The sequence below is a fragment of the uncultured Psychroserpens sp. genome, assembly GCF_947494225.1.
GTDB lineage: Bacteria > Bacteroidota > Bacteroidia > Flavobacteriales > Flavobacteriaceae > Psychroserpens.
Window position 1 is genome coordinate 64,624 of the sequence record NZ_CANLUG010000001.1, and the last position, 15,031, is coordinate 79,654.

Genomic DNA, 15,031 nt, shown 5'->3' on the forward strand with positions numbered 1-15,031 from the left:
CCAATTTAGTTATTAATTTTAACTCTGGAAACAACAGTCAAAAAAAAACGTTTTCTTTGTACTAAATTTCAAAAATTATGAAAGTAAATAATCTCAAAATAGCAGTCTTAATTTTAGCTTTCTTGACTATTGGAAACCAGACCTTTGCCCAAGATGGAACGGTTACTATTGACCAAGACAGTGACATCACGAAGCTCTTAGAATATAAGAAAGATGTAAAAACTGCCGATTTATATAAAATACAATTAGATTTTGGATCGCGATCTGAGGCTATGGCTTTGCGCCAAAAATTTAGAAACACATTTTCGCAATGGCCGTCAGAATTAGTTTATGAAACTCCTAATTATAAAGTTTGGGTTGGAAATTTTAATACACGACTAGAAGCAGATATTGCACTCTTAAAAATTAAAAAGAAATTTTCAAAAGCTATGGTTTTCGAACCTAAAAAAGAAGATTAAAGCTAGGGCTTAGAAAACCACGATAAAGCATATAAAAAAAGCGACTTAATTAAGTCGCTTTTTTTTATTCTCTATTTGTTATGTATTACTTGAGTTTCTTTTTCACCTCAACTTCTTGGAATGCTTCTAATACATCATCCACTTGTATATCATTGTAGCCTTTAAGTTGCATACCACAATCATAGCCTTTAGACACTTCTTTAGCATCATCTTTAAAACGTTTCAACGATACCAATTCACCTGTATGAATAACAACACCATCTCTAATTAAACGGATTCCAGAATTTCTAAAGATTTTTCCGTTAGTTACCATACATCCAGCAATAGTTCCAATTTTCGAAATCTTAAAGGTTTCTCTAATTTCAGCAGTACCAGTAATCTCTTCTTTAAGCTCTGGAGATAACATACCTTCCATCGCATCTTTAAGATCATTGATCGCATCATAGATAATTGAATATGTTCTGATATCGATTTCTTCCTTATCTGCTATTTGACGTGCATTACCCATTGGACGCACATTGAACCCAATAATAATGGCATCTGATGCTGTTGCCAACAAGACGTCACTTTCGGTAATAGCTCCAACTCCTTTGTGAATGATTTTAACTTCAATTTCTTCTGTAGAGAGCTTTTGGAACGAATCTGTTAAGGCTTCAACCGATCCATCCACATCACCTTTCAATATAATATTAAGTTCTTTAAAGTTACCAAGAGCAATACGACGACCGATTTCATCTAATGTTGTATGCTTAGTTGTTCTTACGGTTTGTTCACGTTGCAGTTGTGTACGTTTAATCGCTATTTGTTTCGCTTCACGCTCATCTTCAAAGACATTGAACTTGTCACCCGCTTGTGGTGCTCCATCTAAACCTAAAATTGATACTGGTGTTGATGGTCCTGCAGCAGCAACTTCGTTACCACGCTCATCATGCATAGCTTTCACTTTACCACTGTTTTTCCCTGCAAGCACATAATCTCCAACACTTAACGTTCCTGCTTGAACTAAAATAGTAGATACATATCCACGACCTTTATCTAAGAACGCTTCTACAACAGTACCCGTTGCATTTTTATTAGGATTCGCTTTAAGCTCTAACAATTCGGCTTCAAGCAACACTTTTTCAAGTAACTCTTTAATTCCTGTACCATTTTTAGCCGAAATATCATGAGATTGGATTTTTCCTCCCCAGTCTTCAACTAATAAGTTCATTTGAGCTAATCCCTCTTTTACTTTTTCAGGATTTGCACCAGGCTTATCAATTTTATTTATCGCAAAAACAATTGGCACTTCTGCAGCTTGTGCATGGGCAATTGCTTCCTTGGTTTGTGGCATGATAGAATCATCCGCAGCCACTACAATAATTGCAATATCTGTAACTTGAGCACCACGAGCACGCATCGCTGTAAAGGCCTCGTGACCTGGTGTATCAAGGAAAGCAATTTTTTGTCCGCTATCCAACTGAACACCATAGGCTCCAATATGTTGTGTAATTCCACCAGACTCACCAGCAATTACATTTTCTTTACGAATGTAATCCAGTAATGACGTTTTACCATGATCTACGTGACCCATTACGGTTACAATAGGAGCACGTGCTTCTAAATCTTCTGGTTTATCTTCTATTTCTTCAATAGATTCTTCAATATCCGCCGTTACGAAATCTACTTCATAACCAAATTCATCAGCTACAACAGATAAAGTTTCAGCATCTAATCTTTGGTTCATGGTTACCATCATACCAAGCGACATACACGCTGAGATAATTTCTGTCACTGAGACATTCATCATCGTAGCAACCTCACTAGCAGTAACAAACTCTGTTACCTTTAGTATTTTACTTTCAGCCGCTTCTGCCTGTAGATCTTTTTCCGTTTGCTCTCTATGCTGCTCACGTTTTTCTCTACGGTATTTAGCGCCTTTTCCTTTATTAGATTTTCCTTGAAGTTTCTCTAAAGTTTCACGCACCTGTTTCTGTACTTCTTCTGCACTAGGCTCTTCTTTTACAACAGAACGTTTTCCTTGGTTTTTACCTTTGTATCCACCTCTTTGATTTCCGCCTCTGTTATTAGGTCTGTTATCACCACCAGATGGTCCTTTACTAATACGGCGTCTTTTCTTTTTATTATCAGAATCTGAATCAGATTTCTTTTCTTCTTTCTTCTTCTTAGGCTTATTAAACTTAGATAAATCGATCTTATCTCCAGCAATTTTAGGCCCAGAAAGTTTCTTATACTGTGTTTTAAGCGTTTCCTCTACAGGTTCGGCAGGAGTCGCCGGCGTTTCGGTTTTGGCCTCAACTTCTTTTTTAGGCGCTTCTTTGGCTTTTGGTTTCTCAACCGCTTTAGGCGCTGCTTTCACTGGTGCCTCTTCCTTCGCAACTTCCTTCTTCTTAGGCGCTTCTTCCTTCGGGGCTTCTTCTTTTTTAGGGGCTTCTTCCTTAGGAGCTTCCTCTTTTATAGATGCTTCTTCTTTAGCCTCTTCCTTTTCTTTCTTGTTTAAGTCGATTTTTCCAACTTGCTTAGGACCACTTAATTCTGCTTTGGCCTTAACCACTTCACGACTCTTGGCTTCTCTTTGAGCTTTCTCTTCCAATTCACGCTCACGTTGCTCTCGCAACTCTTCTTTTTCTTTTAGCTTCGCTTCGCTAACTTCTAAAGAAGCTACTTTTTTACTAGCGTCGGTTTGAAATTCGTTGGAAAGAATTACATAAACCTCCTCTGATATTTTTGTATTAGGACTCTTCTCTATCTCGACACCTTTTGATTCTAAAAAATCAACTGCGCGATCTATAGAGATGTTTAATTCCCTTAATACTTTATTTAATCTCGTTTGAGCCATAAATTGTGTAATATAACTTAAAAATATATTCTACCAAATTAACTTTTTATTGCATAAGTTTGGTATTAATCTTCGAATTCTTCTTTAAGAATTCTAATAACATCTAAAATTGTTTCTTCTTCTAAATCTGTACGCTTCACTAAATCATCAACATCTTGTTCAAGTACACTTTTTGCGGTATCTAAACCAACTTTACTAAATTCATCAATAATCCATCCTTCGATTTCATCTGAGAATTCAGTTAATTCTACATCTTCTTCAGCACCTTCTCTAAATACATCTATCTCATAACCAGTTAATTTACCAGCTAATCTAATATTGTGACCACCTCTACCAATAGCTTTTGAAACCTCTTCTGGTTTTAATAGCACTTCTGCACGTTTGTTTTCTTCATCAAGTTTGATCGAAGTTACTCTTGCTGGGCTTAATGCTCTAGTGATGAATAATTGTAAGTTATTTGTATAATTAATAACATCAATATTTTCATTCCCTAATTCACGAACAATACCATGAATTCTAGATCCTTTCATTCCAACACAAGCTCCAACAGGATCAATTCTATCATCATAAGAATCTACAGCTACTTTCGCTTTTTCTCCTGGAATTCTCACTACATTTTTAATAGTGATTAATCCGTCAAATACTTCAGGGATTTCTTGCTCAAACAATTTTTCTAAGAACGTTGGTGCTGTTCTAGACATGATAATTGCTGGCTTATTTCCTTTTAATTCAACACTTTCAATAATTCCTCTAACATTCTCTCCTTTTCTGAAAAAGTCTGAAGGTATTTGTTTATCCTTTGGAAGGATGATTTCGTTACCTTCATCATCTAACAAGATGATTGCTCTATGTCTAATATGATGAACTTCTGCTGAGTAAATCTCTCCTTCTAATTCTTTAAATTGCTTATAAATATTAGTATTGTCATGCTCGTGAATTTTAGAAATCAAATTTTGACGTAATGCCAAAATTGAGCGACGTCCTAAATCTACGAGCTTCACTTCTTCAGCTACATCTTCTCCAACTTCAAAATCAGGTTCAATTTTTTGAGCTTCAGACAATGCAATTTCTTGATTCGGTTCTTCTACTTCATCATCTGCAACAACAATTCTATTTCTCCAAATCTCTAAATCTCCTTTATCTGGATTAATAATAATATCAAAATTATCGTCATCACCATATTTCTTTTTCAATGCATTTCTTAATACATCTTCTAAAATCGCCATTAACGTTACACGATCTATTAATTTATCGTCTTTAAATTCTGAAAAAGAATCAATTAACGCAATATTTTCCATAACTATGAATTAAAATTTTATTACAACTTGAGCTTTTGAAATCGTATCATACGAAATCTCTGCTTGTTTTTTTACGGTTACTTTTCCTTTACCAACTGGCTTAGGTTCTCTTGCCTTCCATTCTAAAAGAATCTTATCCTCATTAACCTGAGTAAGTTTTCCTTCTATGGTTTCGTTCGTTGTTGTTTTCACGCTAAGCATTCTACCTAGGTTTTTTTTATACTGTCGTTTATTAGTAAATGGTGCAGCTGCACCTGCTGATAATACCTCTAACGAAAAATCCTGTTCTTCACGATCTAAGTTATGCTCTATAGCGCGGCTTATAAACATGCAATCTTCAACTAAAACCCCGTTATCTCCGTCAATTACTATTTTAATAGTGTTATCTGTTAACACATCAAAATCAATTAAAAACAAGTCTTCTCGTTGTTTTAATCCTTCGTCTAATAAATTTTTTACAGTCTCTCTGAACATTTTTAGTATAAAAAGAGCGGACTTCCCGTCCGCTCATTATTCTTTTTTCTTCAAACAACGCTGCAAATATACAACATTTTTATTGATTTTTACAACTGCCGATATGTCGATTTTTATTATTAATTTTATGTAATACAAATCAACACATCAAAAATGAAAAAAATACTAGTTCCAACAGATTTTTCACAAGAAGCAGAAAACGCTCTAAAAGTTGCCTCTCAAATAGCAAAAAAACATGGTAGTGAAATCTATTTATTACACATGTTAGAGATTCCAATGCAGGAAATTGATGCCGTGAGTACGCAAGCAGAAGTCCCTGAGGTAATGTTTTTTATGAAAATGGCTCATCAAAAATTTGAAGACATCATGAATAGTGAATACCTCGATGATTTAACTGTGCATGAAATCGTTAAGCCTGATGGTTCTTTTAATGGTATTTCTGAAATTTGCAAAGAACATGGTATTACAATGATTACTATGGGTTCTCATGGCGCAAGTGGTATTAAGGAGATGTTTGTTGGATCTAATGCCGAAAAAGCAGTACGAAACTCTGATGTACCCGTTTTAGTTATAAAAAATAGTCATGATGATTTTAGTGTTGATGATATTGTGTTTGCGTCAGATTTTAAAAACGATAACAAAGAAACCTATAGACAAGCTACAGAGTTTGCAACAGCTTTTGGGGCTCAAGTTCACTTATTAATGGTAAATACTGCTAGTAATTTTACAACCACAAAAAAAGCAAATGACCGCATCATTAATTTTATTGAAGATTACAGCTTCAAAAACTACACTATAAATATTTATAATGACGAATCTGTGGAAAAGGGTGTACTTAACTTTTCAAAACAAATTGATGCCGATTTGATAGGAATAAGTACTCATGGCCGACAAGGAATTGCACATTTCTTTAATGGAAGTATTAGTGAGGACCTTGTTAACCATGCTAAAAGACCAGTAATTACCTTTAAGATTTAATCGTTATACCGTTAAATAAAAAAAGTCTTCCATTTATAGGAAGACTTTTTTGTTGGCCCACTAGGGATCGAACCTAGACTCTTTGGTACCAAAAACCAATGTGTTGCCAGTTACACCATAGGCCAATCTCTTAAAGAGGATGCAAATTTACTACAAAGTTTTATTTGTACAAATAATTTTTTATAAAATAATTAAAAAATGGTAACGTTTACTTAAAATCTATAGCGTTTATCATATTTATTAGTAAATTCGCTCGCATTAAATAGACTATTTTTATGACACATTTCAACTTCAAGAAATGGAATACCATTTTAGGATGGTTAGCTTTTACCGTAGCTTTAATTACCTATGCCTTAACTATAGAGCCAACCGTGAGCTTTTGGGATGCCGGCGAATATATACTTACCTCTTCTAAATTGCAAGTAGGTCATCCTCCTGGCGCACCACTATTTCAAATGCTAGGTGCTTTTTTCTCAATGTTTGCCCTTGAACCTGCCCAAATAGGCGCCATGCTCAATATGATGAGCGCTGTTTCAAGTGCATTCACAATTCTTTTTATGTTTTGGACCATTACAATGTTATTGCGTAAACTGGCCAAAAATGAAGACGAAAAATTATCAAAAAATGCATCTGTAGCTATCTTAGGAAGCGCTCTTGTTGGAAGTTTGGCATTTACATTCACCGATTCGTTTTGGTTTAATGCCGTGGAAACAGAAGTATATGCTATGGCTACCCTAATTATGTCTATACTGTTTTACTTAGGACTGAGATGGGAAAGAGACATGCATGAACCAAGAGGTCATAGATGGTTAATATTAATTGCTTTTGTTATCGGTTTATCTTTTGGGGTTCACTTCATGGGATTATTAACTATTCCTGCTCTAGGACTTATCTATTTCTTTAAGAACTATAAAACAATTACAGTTACAAATTTTATTCTAGCCAATGTAATTTCAGCCGCCATTCTCTTATTTATATTTAAGTTATTATTACCTAATGCCCTTCGTTTCTTTGGCTGGATGGAAGTCACTATTGTAAATAGTATTGGATTACCTTTCCACTCTGGAACAATTATCGCAGCCTTAATTTTAATTGCAGCTTTCTATTTCGGATTAAAATATACGCGTGACAAAGGCTATAAATATGCAAACACATTAACGCTTTGCTTAATTTTTATTTTTATTGGCTTCTCATCATGGACCATGTTACCTATTCGGGCTAATGCCAATGTGATTATTAATGAGAATGATCCTTCGAGCGCAAGAGAATTGCTCGCCTATTACAACTTAGAGCAGTATCCAGAAACACATTTGTTTTATGGACCATTATTTACAGATCAGTACACAGGTTTAGATAGCAACAATCCTTACATAGACGACAAGCCGAAATATGAAAAAGATTATGAAAAAGGAGAATATGTCATTGTAAATGAATGGGAAAACACGAAACAAAATTATAATTCTGATCAGGCCGCATGGTTACCAAGAATGTGGAGCACAGAGCATGCCGAAAATTATATGATGTTTACAGGCTTATTGGATTTTAGAATCAAACCTGAATTTCAAATGGATAATGACGTGCGCCGCGTCGTAAATGAATTTAGGAGCGAAGTTGCTCAGGGAAAAATTGATTATGAAGATTATCATAGCTTCCTCAGACAATTTGGACGTGATTATCTGGACATACAGAAGCCTTCCTTTGGTGACAACCTTTATTACATGTTAGACTACCAATTAGGCTATATGTATTGGCGCTATTTTATGTGGAATTTTGCTGGTAGACAGGACGACATTCAAGGTAAATATGACGATTTACATGGCAACTGGATTAGTGGTATAGATTTTATTGACGAGAGTTCATGGCGTTTAGGGATGTCTCAAGACAATCTGCCTAGTGACGTTGCCAATAACAAGTCTCGAAACACATACTACATGCTACCTTTAATCTTAGGGGTCATAGGGTTTTTATTTGTACTTACTAGAGATCCTAAACGCTTTTGGGTACTCCTTGTTTTCTTCTTATTCACAGGAATAGCCATTCAATTTTACACCAATGTAAGACCATTTGAACCTCGTGAGAGGGATTATTCCGTAGTAGGTTCTTTCTATGTATTTGCTATCTGGATAGGCTTTGGAGTTTATGCCATTTTTGATTTGCTTCGGAAATATGCCAACTCTAAATTTTTGGCACCTGCTATCACCTTAGTTTGTCTATTTCTAGTTCCTGGCATTTTAGCAGCCGAAAACTGGGATGATCACGATAGATCGGCAAAATACACAGCACAAGCAATGGCAAGGAAGTATTTAGAATCTTGTGCACCAAACTCGATTTTGTTTACTATTGGTGATAATGATAGTTTCCCACTTTGGTATTTACAAGAAATAGAAGGTGTTAGAACAGATGTACGTGTTGTCAATACAAGTTTATTCCAAACCGATTGGTATATAGATCAAATGAAACGAAAGGCTTATGATAGTGATCCAATACCATCGCAATTAACGCATGATCAGTATAGGTTTGGAACACGTGATGTTATAATGAAATATGAACTCACCAGAGACACCATGCTCATTAAAGACTTTATAAATTTCATTTCTAATGATGATCCAAGATATAAGTTGAAATATGCAATGCAAAGTCGTGGTGAAAACCCTAACGGTTATCCAGCTCAATTGCAAAATTCAAATTATTTACCTACTTCAAACATTAGAGTACCTGTTAACAAAGACAACGTTTTAGAAAGCGGTATTGTAAAACCAAAAGACGAAGACGAAATAGTACCATACATAGATCTTAAAATTACAGCCGGAGCTTTATATAAAAACCGTCTATTAATGCTTGACATCATTGCTAACAATGACTGGAAACGACCAATATATTTTACAGGTGGTGCTTTTAGCGATGAAGATTATATTTGGATGAAAGACTACCTTCAATTAGATGGTTTGTGTTATAAATTGGTTCCAATTAAAACACCAGTAGATAGAGCAAATCCATTTGATATGGGTCGAGTAGATTCAGATTTAATGTATGAAAAAGTAATGTCATGGGATTGGGGAAATAGCGGTAGCGATAAAATCTATCATGATGTCGAAACTCGAAAAAATGGAATTACCTATAGAGGCAACCTAGCTAGATTAATGGAACAGCTTATAAATGAAAATCAATTTGATAAAGCTGAAAAAGTAGCTGATCTAGCCATGGAAAAAATGCCTGTAAACAAATTTGGCTTTTACACTCTACTTGAGCCTTACATTACAGGTTATTATGAAATAGGCAAAACAGATAAAGCCAGAAAACTTTATACAGATGTAACCAGAAAATATCAGGAAAAATTAACGTATTGGAGTGAGCTTTCTATTGAAAACCAAACTCGATATTTGGATGAAATTGTATCTGATATTGAATGGTATCGCAACCTAGTTGATGTTTTAGTTATCTATAATGATAAAGAATTTGCACTGCAGGAGACAGAGAAGTTTAATAATTACTTGAAATTATTTAAACACTTTACTGGTGATGAAGAACCAGAAACAGAACCTGTAAGAGAAGACAGAGACATTGCTAAAGATACCATTGATAGTATCCTAGGTTTGTAATAAAGAATTAAATGAAAATAGCTCCAGTAAAAACACCTATTGTTGCTAAAAAAATGTTCCCAAATTATCTTTGGGATATTACTACCAATAGTAAGGAGTTGTACCTCACTTTTGATGATGGTCCAACTCCTGAAATTACCGATTGGACTTTACAAACACTTAAGCGTTATAACGCGAAAGCCACATTTTTCTGTATAGGTTCTAATATTGAAAAATACCCTGGCATATTCCAGAAAATCATTGACGATGGTCATACCATAGGAAACCATACACATCAACATGTTAAGGGCTGGACAACCAAAACCAAAGACTATCTAAGTGAAGTCCGCCTTACACAGACCATTATTGATACCCTAAAAAAAGATGACATAAAATTGTTTCGGCCTCCCTATGGTCAAATTAAGCCCAAGCAAGGTAAAAAAATTATTAATCTGGGTTATAAAATAGTTATGTGGGATGTTCTATCTTTTGATTGGGATCAAAGCCTTTCTGAAGAACAATGTCTTGAAAATGTGTTATCCAAAAGCAAAGCTGGTAGTATCATTGTATTTCACGACAGCGTAAAGGCATCTAAAAACATGACTTATACACTTCCTAAAGTATTAGAACTTTTCAGTAAAAAAGGGTTTGAATTTAAAGCGCTCTAGATTAGATATATTCTTGAACGATTCCTATTAAGGTATTGGCATCTTGCTCACCACTATGCCTCCATTTCATCTCACCATTTTTATAAATGATGAGTGTTGGCAAACCTTTAACACGCAAGGCTTCGGCTAACTCTTTATTTTTATCAACATCGATTTTGATGACCTTTGCTTTATCACCAAGAGCAGCTGCCACATCTCTCATTACTGGATGCATTGCAGTAGATTGCTCATTCCATTCTGTGAAAAAATCTAACAGAACTGGAATATCCACGTCTATAAGTTCCCCAAATTTTGACATACATTTAAACTTTTAAATCTGATATGCATATACAAACCTACATAAAATTTTTGGTAATACTTTAAATAGTATTACCCAGTAGGTTCACTATGACATATTTATAAAAATACGCATTTTCAAAGTAAATATAACATTTCCATACTATTAAGCGTTATTTACTCCCTTTTTAAGTGTAATAACTGTTACTTCTGGCCAAATTCCAACACGACCAGGATATCCTAAATATCCAAACCCTCTATTCACATTTATATACTGACCCAACTCTTCATAAATTCCTGCCCAATACTTATAACGCCATTTTACAGGACTCCATTTAATCCAGCCTGGGATTTCAATTCCAAATTGCATACCATGTGTATGTCCGCTTAATGTCAAATGATAGTGATAATCGTCCTTAATAACTTCTTCCTCCCAATGGCTGGGGTCATGGCTCATAAGAATTTTAAAATCATCTGCAGCAACGTTTTGAGAAGCCTTTTTCAAATCTCCTGCCTTTTTAAATCCACCTTTTCCCCAATTTTCCACACCAACTATGGCAATTCGCTGTCCGTCTCTCTCTAAAAAACGAGACTCATTGAGCAATAAATCATAGCCCATTTCTCTTTGAATTGTTTTTAAATCATTAAGGTTTTTAACTTTGTCTGCCTCGGAAGGCCACCTCACATAATCTCCATAATCGTGATTCCCTAATACAGAAAACACACCATCCTTTGCTTTTAAAGTACCAAAAACATTTTTCCATGGTTCCATTTCAGACGCTTTATTGTTAACCATGTCTCCTGTAAACATAATAACATCCGATTCTTGCTCATTAATAAGATTGACACCATATTCAATTTTTTCGTGATTATCGAAACTACCTGAATGAATATCGCTTATCTGTGTAATGCGATACCCATCAAAGGCTTCTGGTAAATCCTCAAAATGTAAAGTGTAATTCAAAACTCTAAAACGATACTTCCCTTTATACATTCCGTAAAGAAGGGAACTAAATGGAATGGCAGCCAAGCCCAAAGCAATTTGACTAATAAACTTTCTTCGAGATGGTAAATAAAATGAATCTTTCGTTACTAACTTATCATATAAACCTAACGCTACTCTAACAATATCTTCTCCTAAAAGAATTGGAACAATAACCAAGTTTAACGACATAAAAGCTAATAAAAACCCAAAAGCATAACTCTTTGAAGGGTTAAGTACACGACCTTCTGAGCCAATTGAAAACTGGTAAATAAAATTTCCAGCAATAACAATCGCAATAGCTATAAATAAATAATGCAACCAACTTACCTTGGTTACTGTTTTAACCGCTTGAAATCCGTAAAATGAAAAAAGACTATAGATTAAGATAAATATAATCCAACGTACCATATAATGAAGTTTTTTCAAAGATAACTCATTTTAAAAAGCAACTTAGTTGATAAATTATATTTAACGATACGTTAAGATTTAGTATCTTCCGTTTCGATTAAAAACACGGTCCATGAAACATCTTTTTTTCGTCGTTTTACTAACTTTTTTCCTAATTAGCTGTGAAACGAAACCTCAAATCGAAATTGCCAAAAAAGACAAACCTCTAATTGAATATGTTAACCCCTTTATTGGTACAGGTGGTCATGGACACACATATCCAGGAGCCACAATGCCGTTTGGCATGATGCAATTAAGCCCTGATACTAGACTCGATGGATGGGATGGTTGTTCGGGTTATCACTATAGTGATAATTACATTTATGGTTTCTCTCATACACACCTTAGCGGTACTGGTGTTAGTGATTACGGCGACATTTTATTAATGCCAACCACAAGCATTAATTTTAATAACGGTAGTGACGGAAAACCTGGTTATCGTGCTCATTTTTCTCATGATAATGAAATTGCTCAGCCAGGATATTACAAGGTACGCTTAGATTCTACCAATATTGATGTTGAACTTACGGTTGCAAAACGCAGTGGTATGCACAAATACCAATTTCCATCATCCGAAAATCAATATGTAATTCTTGAACTCGATCATCGAGATGAGCTCCTAGATTATAAAATTCAGAAAATAAGCGATTCTACTATTTCTGGTTTTAGACACTCAAAAGCATGGGCAACAGATCAAAGATTGTTTTATACAATTGAGTTTTCAAAACCTATAAAAAACATCACCTATCAAGATCAAGGCGCCTTGGTTTCTAAAAATTATAAATATCAGAGTAAACAAGCTGCCATTACCTTCAACAACCCCAACAATGACCCAATTTATGTTAAGATAGGTATTTCGGCGGTTGATAATGATGGAGCCGTCAACAATCTAAAACAAGAAATAGGCAAGAAGGCATTTGATCATATTAAAACCGATGCTCAGAATGCATGGGAAAATCAGCTCGATAAAATTGTTGTTGAATCTCAAAACAATGATTATAAAACCAATTTTTATACGTCCTTATACCACACCATGATTGCTCCAAACCTTTATCAAGATGTAGATGGGCGTTATCGAGGGATGGATTTGGAAATTCATGAAACGGAAGATTTTGAATACTATACAGTATTCTCTCTTTGGGACACTTATAGAGCTGCTCATCCCTTATATACTATTATCGAACAAGAGCGCACCAATGACTTTATAAATACGTTCTTAGCCAAATATGATGAAGGTGGTATAATGCCTATTTGGGATCTATCAGCTTGTTATACAGGTTGTATGATTGGCTATCATGCCGTTCCTGTGATTTCCGATGCCTACTTAAAAGGCATAACCAATTATGATACTGAAAAGGCCTTAGAAGCAATGAAACATTCGGCTACTAGAGATAAACTCGGACTTAAATCATACAAAGCACTCGGGTTTATTCCTGTGGAAGAAGAAAGTGAATCAGTTTCCAAAACATTAGAGTACGCCTACGATGACTGGACCATTGCACAAATGGCTAAAGCCATGGGGAAAACTGATGATTATGAATTGTATTCGAAAAGAGCGCAATACTATAAGAACATTTACGACCCTGAAAGTAAATTTATGCGCGGACGTTTTCGTAATACATGGTTTGCCCCTTTTGATCCTTATGAAGTTAACTTCAACTATACCGAAGCCAACTCATGGCAATACAGTTTTTATGTCCCTCAAGACATATCTGGGTTTATGACCTTGTTAGGTGGAAAAGATAAATTAGAAATACAATTAGATGACCTGTTTACCGCTAAAGGCGAAACCTCTGGTCGTAACCAAGCCGATATAACAGGGTTAATAGGGCAATATGCTCACGGAAATGAGCCTAGCCATCACATGGCTTACCTTTATAATTTTGTAAACAAACCACATAAAACCCAAGAGAAGGTTCATCAAATTTTAACAGAACTCTACACCAATGAACCTGATGGTATTTCGGGTAATGAAGACTGTGGACAAATGAGTGCTTGGTACGTTTTTTCATCAATGGGATTCTATCCTGTAACACCTTCTAGCAATGATTATATTATTGGCACTCCGCTGTTTGATAAAGCAACTATCAACTTAGAAAACGGAAAACAATTTACTATTGTTGCAGATAATTTAAGTGATAGAAACATCTATATTGAATATGCATACCTCAACGGAAAAGCCCTTGATAAGACGTTCATTTCTCATAATGACATTATGGATGGAGGCACTTTAGAATTCAAAATGACCGACAATCCTGCTGTTTGGGGAAGTAGAGATGGCCAGGAGCCTAAAACCCAAATTAAGGAGCACGTGATTGTTCCTGCTCCATTTATCGCCAAAGGAGATGTAGCTTTTAAAGGAGATACTGAAGTTGTATTGCAAAATGCAGATTCAGATGCTATTATTTATTACAAGCTCAACGAAGGTGATTATATTAAGTATAGTGATCCGTTTAAAATTTCGGATCCCACTACAATGGTTGTATACTCAGAAAAAAACAACATCAAAAGCGCACTTATTGAAACAAAATTCTACAAAATAGATCCAAATGTATCTATACATCTTGGAACAACATATGCCAATCAATATAATGCTGGAGGCAACGACGCTCTTATAGATGGTATTAGGGGAACTCAAGATTTTAGAACAGGAACGTGGCAAGGTTATTTTGATGAAGATCTTATTGCAACTGTTGACTTAGGCAGTTCTAGGGATATCAATACAATTTCAGTTGATTTTTTACAAGACCAGCGCTCATGGATTTTCTATCCTACTGAAGTCCGTTGCCTAGTATCCAATGATGGAAAACTATTTAAACCTTTTGCGCCTAAACGGGTTATTGACGCTGCACAACCTTCAGAGGATGTTTCAATACTACAATTAGATTTCAGTAACACATCGAAAAAATATCGCTATATCAGAGTGATTGCTAAAAAATTAGGAGAACTTCCTAAATGGCATTTAGGTTACCCACACGATGGCCGAAGTTGGCTATTTGTAGATGAAATTTCAATTAAATAAGAGCCAAT

Annotated in this window: 10 protein-coding genes and 1 tRNA gene; 5 read left to right on the forward strand and 6 right to left on the reverse strand. The window is 35.1% G+C overall.

Going from position 1 to position 15,031, the window contains the following annotated elements:
• The first annotated feature begins 77 nt into the window (after nucleotides 1-77).
• Nucleotides 78-458, forward strand: a complete 381-nt coding sequence (locus tag Q0893_RS00270; protein WP_299271769.1) for an SPOR domain-containing protein — start codon at nucleotides 78-80, stop codon at nucleotides 456-458.
• 85 nt (nucleotides 459-543) lie between these two features.
• On the opposite strand, the gene infB is transcribed toward Q0893_RS00270, so the two are convergent.
• The 3 genes from infB to rimP form a co-directional block, all read right to left on the reverse strand.
• Nucleotides 544-3,297 (reverse strand): translation initiation factor IF-2, encoded by a 2,754-nt coding sequence (gene infB, locus Q0893_RS00275; RefSeq protein ID WP_298904425.1) that lies wholly within the window; start codon nucleotides 3,295-3,297, stop codon nucleotides 544-546.
• 65 nt (nucleotides 3,298-3,362) lie between these two features.
• On the reverse strand, nucleotides 3,363-4,595 hold the full coding sequence (gene nusA / locus Q0893_RS00280) for a transcription termination factor NusA (RefSeq protein ID WP_299271772.1): 1,233 nt from the start codon (nucleotides 4,593-4,595) through the stop codon (nucleotides 3,363-3,365).
• Between the two features lie 9 nt (nucleotides 4,596-4,604).
• Nucleotides 4,605-5,069 (reverse strand): ribosome assembly cofactor RimP, encoded by a 465-nt coding sequence (gene rimP, locus Q0893_RS00285; protein ID WP_298904423.1) that lies wholly within the window; start codon nucleotides 5,067-5,069, stop codon nucleotides 4,605-4,607.
• Nucleotides 5,070-5,222: 153 nt separating this feature from the next.
• Between rimP and Q0893_RS00290 the strand changes: the two genes are divergently transcribed.
• Nucleotides 5,223-6,047, forward strand: coding sequence for a universal stress protein (locus Q0893_RS00290; RefSeq protein WP_298904421.1), 825 nt, complete (start codon nucleotides 5,223-5,225; stop codon nucleotides 6,045-6,047).
• A gap of 52 nt (nucleotides 6,048-6,099) precedes the next feature.
• On the opposite strand, the gene Q0893_RS00295 is transcribed toward Q0893_RS00290, so the two are convergent.
• Nucleotides 6,100-6,172 (reverse strand) — tRNA-Gln (locus Q0893_RS00295).
• 150 nt (nucleotides 6,173-6,322) lie between these two features.
• Between Q0893_RS00295 and Q0893_RS00300 the strand changes: the two genes are divergently transcribed.
• Nucleotides 6,323-9,646: a DUF2723 domain-containing protein gene (locus Q0893_RS00300; RefSeq protein WP_299271775.1), complete on the forward strand. Its 3,324-nt coding sequence runs from the start codon at nucleotides 6,323-6,325 to the stop codon at nucleotides 9,644-9,646.
• A gap of 11 nt (nucleotides 9,647-9,657) precedes the next feature.
• A complete protein-coding gene (locus tag Q0893_RS00305; protein ID WP_299271776.1) occupies nucleotides 9,658-10,293 on the forward strand; it encodes a polysaccharide deacetylase family protein in 636 nt (211 codons plus the stop codon).
• Between the two features lies 1 nt (nucleotide 10,294).
• Here the strand turns inward: Q0893_RS00305 and Q0893_RS00310 are convergent, their stop codons facing one another.
• Together Q0893_RS00310 and Q0893_RS00315 are read right to left on the reverse strand one after the other, a co-directional pair.
• Complete coding sequence (locus Q0893_RS00310; protein ID WP_028871703.1) at nucleotides 10,295-10,591, reverse strand: co-chaperone YbbN; 297 nt, start codon at nucleotides 10,589-10,591, stop codon at nucleotides 10,295-10,297.
• Between the two features lie 144 nt (nucleotides 10,592-10,735).
• Nucleotides 10,736-11,962 carry a metallophosphoesterase gene (locus tag Q0893_RS00315; RefSeq protein WP_299272633.1) on the reverse strand — a complete coding sequence of 409 codons (1,227 nt, stop codon included), beginning with the start codon at nucleotides 11,960-11,962 and terminating at the stop codon, nucleotides 10,736-10,738.
• A gap of 112 nt (nucleotides 11,963-12,074) precedes the next feature.
• Here Q0893_RS00315 and Q0893_RS00320 point away from each other — a divergent pair, with 112 nt between their 5' ends.
• The gene (locus Q0893_RS00320) at nucleotides 12,075-15,023 is read left to right on the forward strand and encodes a GH92 family glycosyl hydrolase (RefSeq protein WP_299271778.1); all 2,949 of its coding nucleotides are present in this window, start codon (nucleotides 12,075-12,077) and stop codon (nucleotides 15,021-15,023) included.
• Nucleotides 15,024-15,031 lie beyond the last annotated feature (8 nt).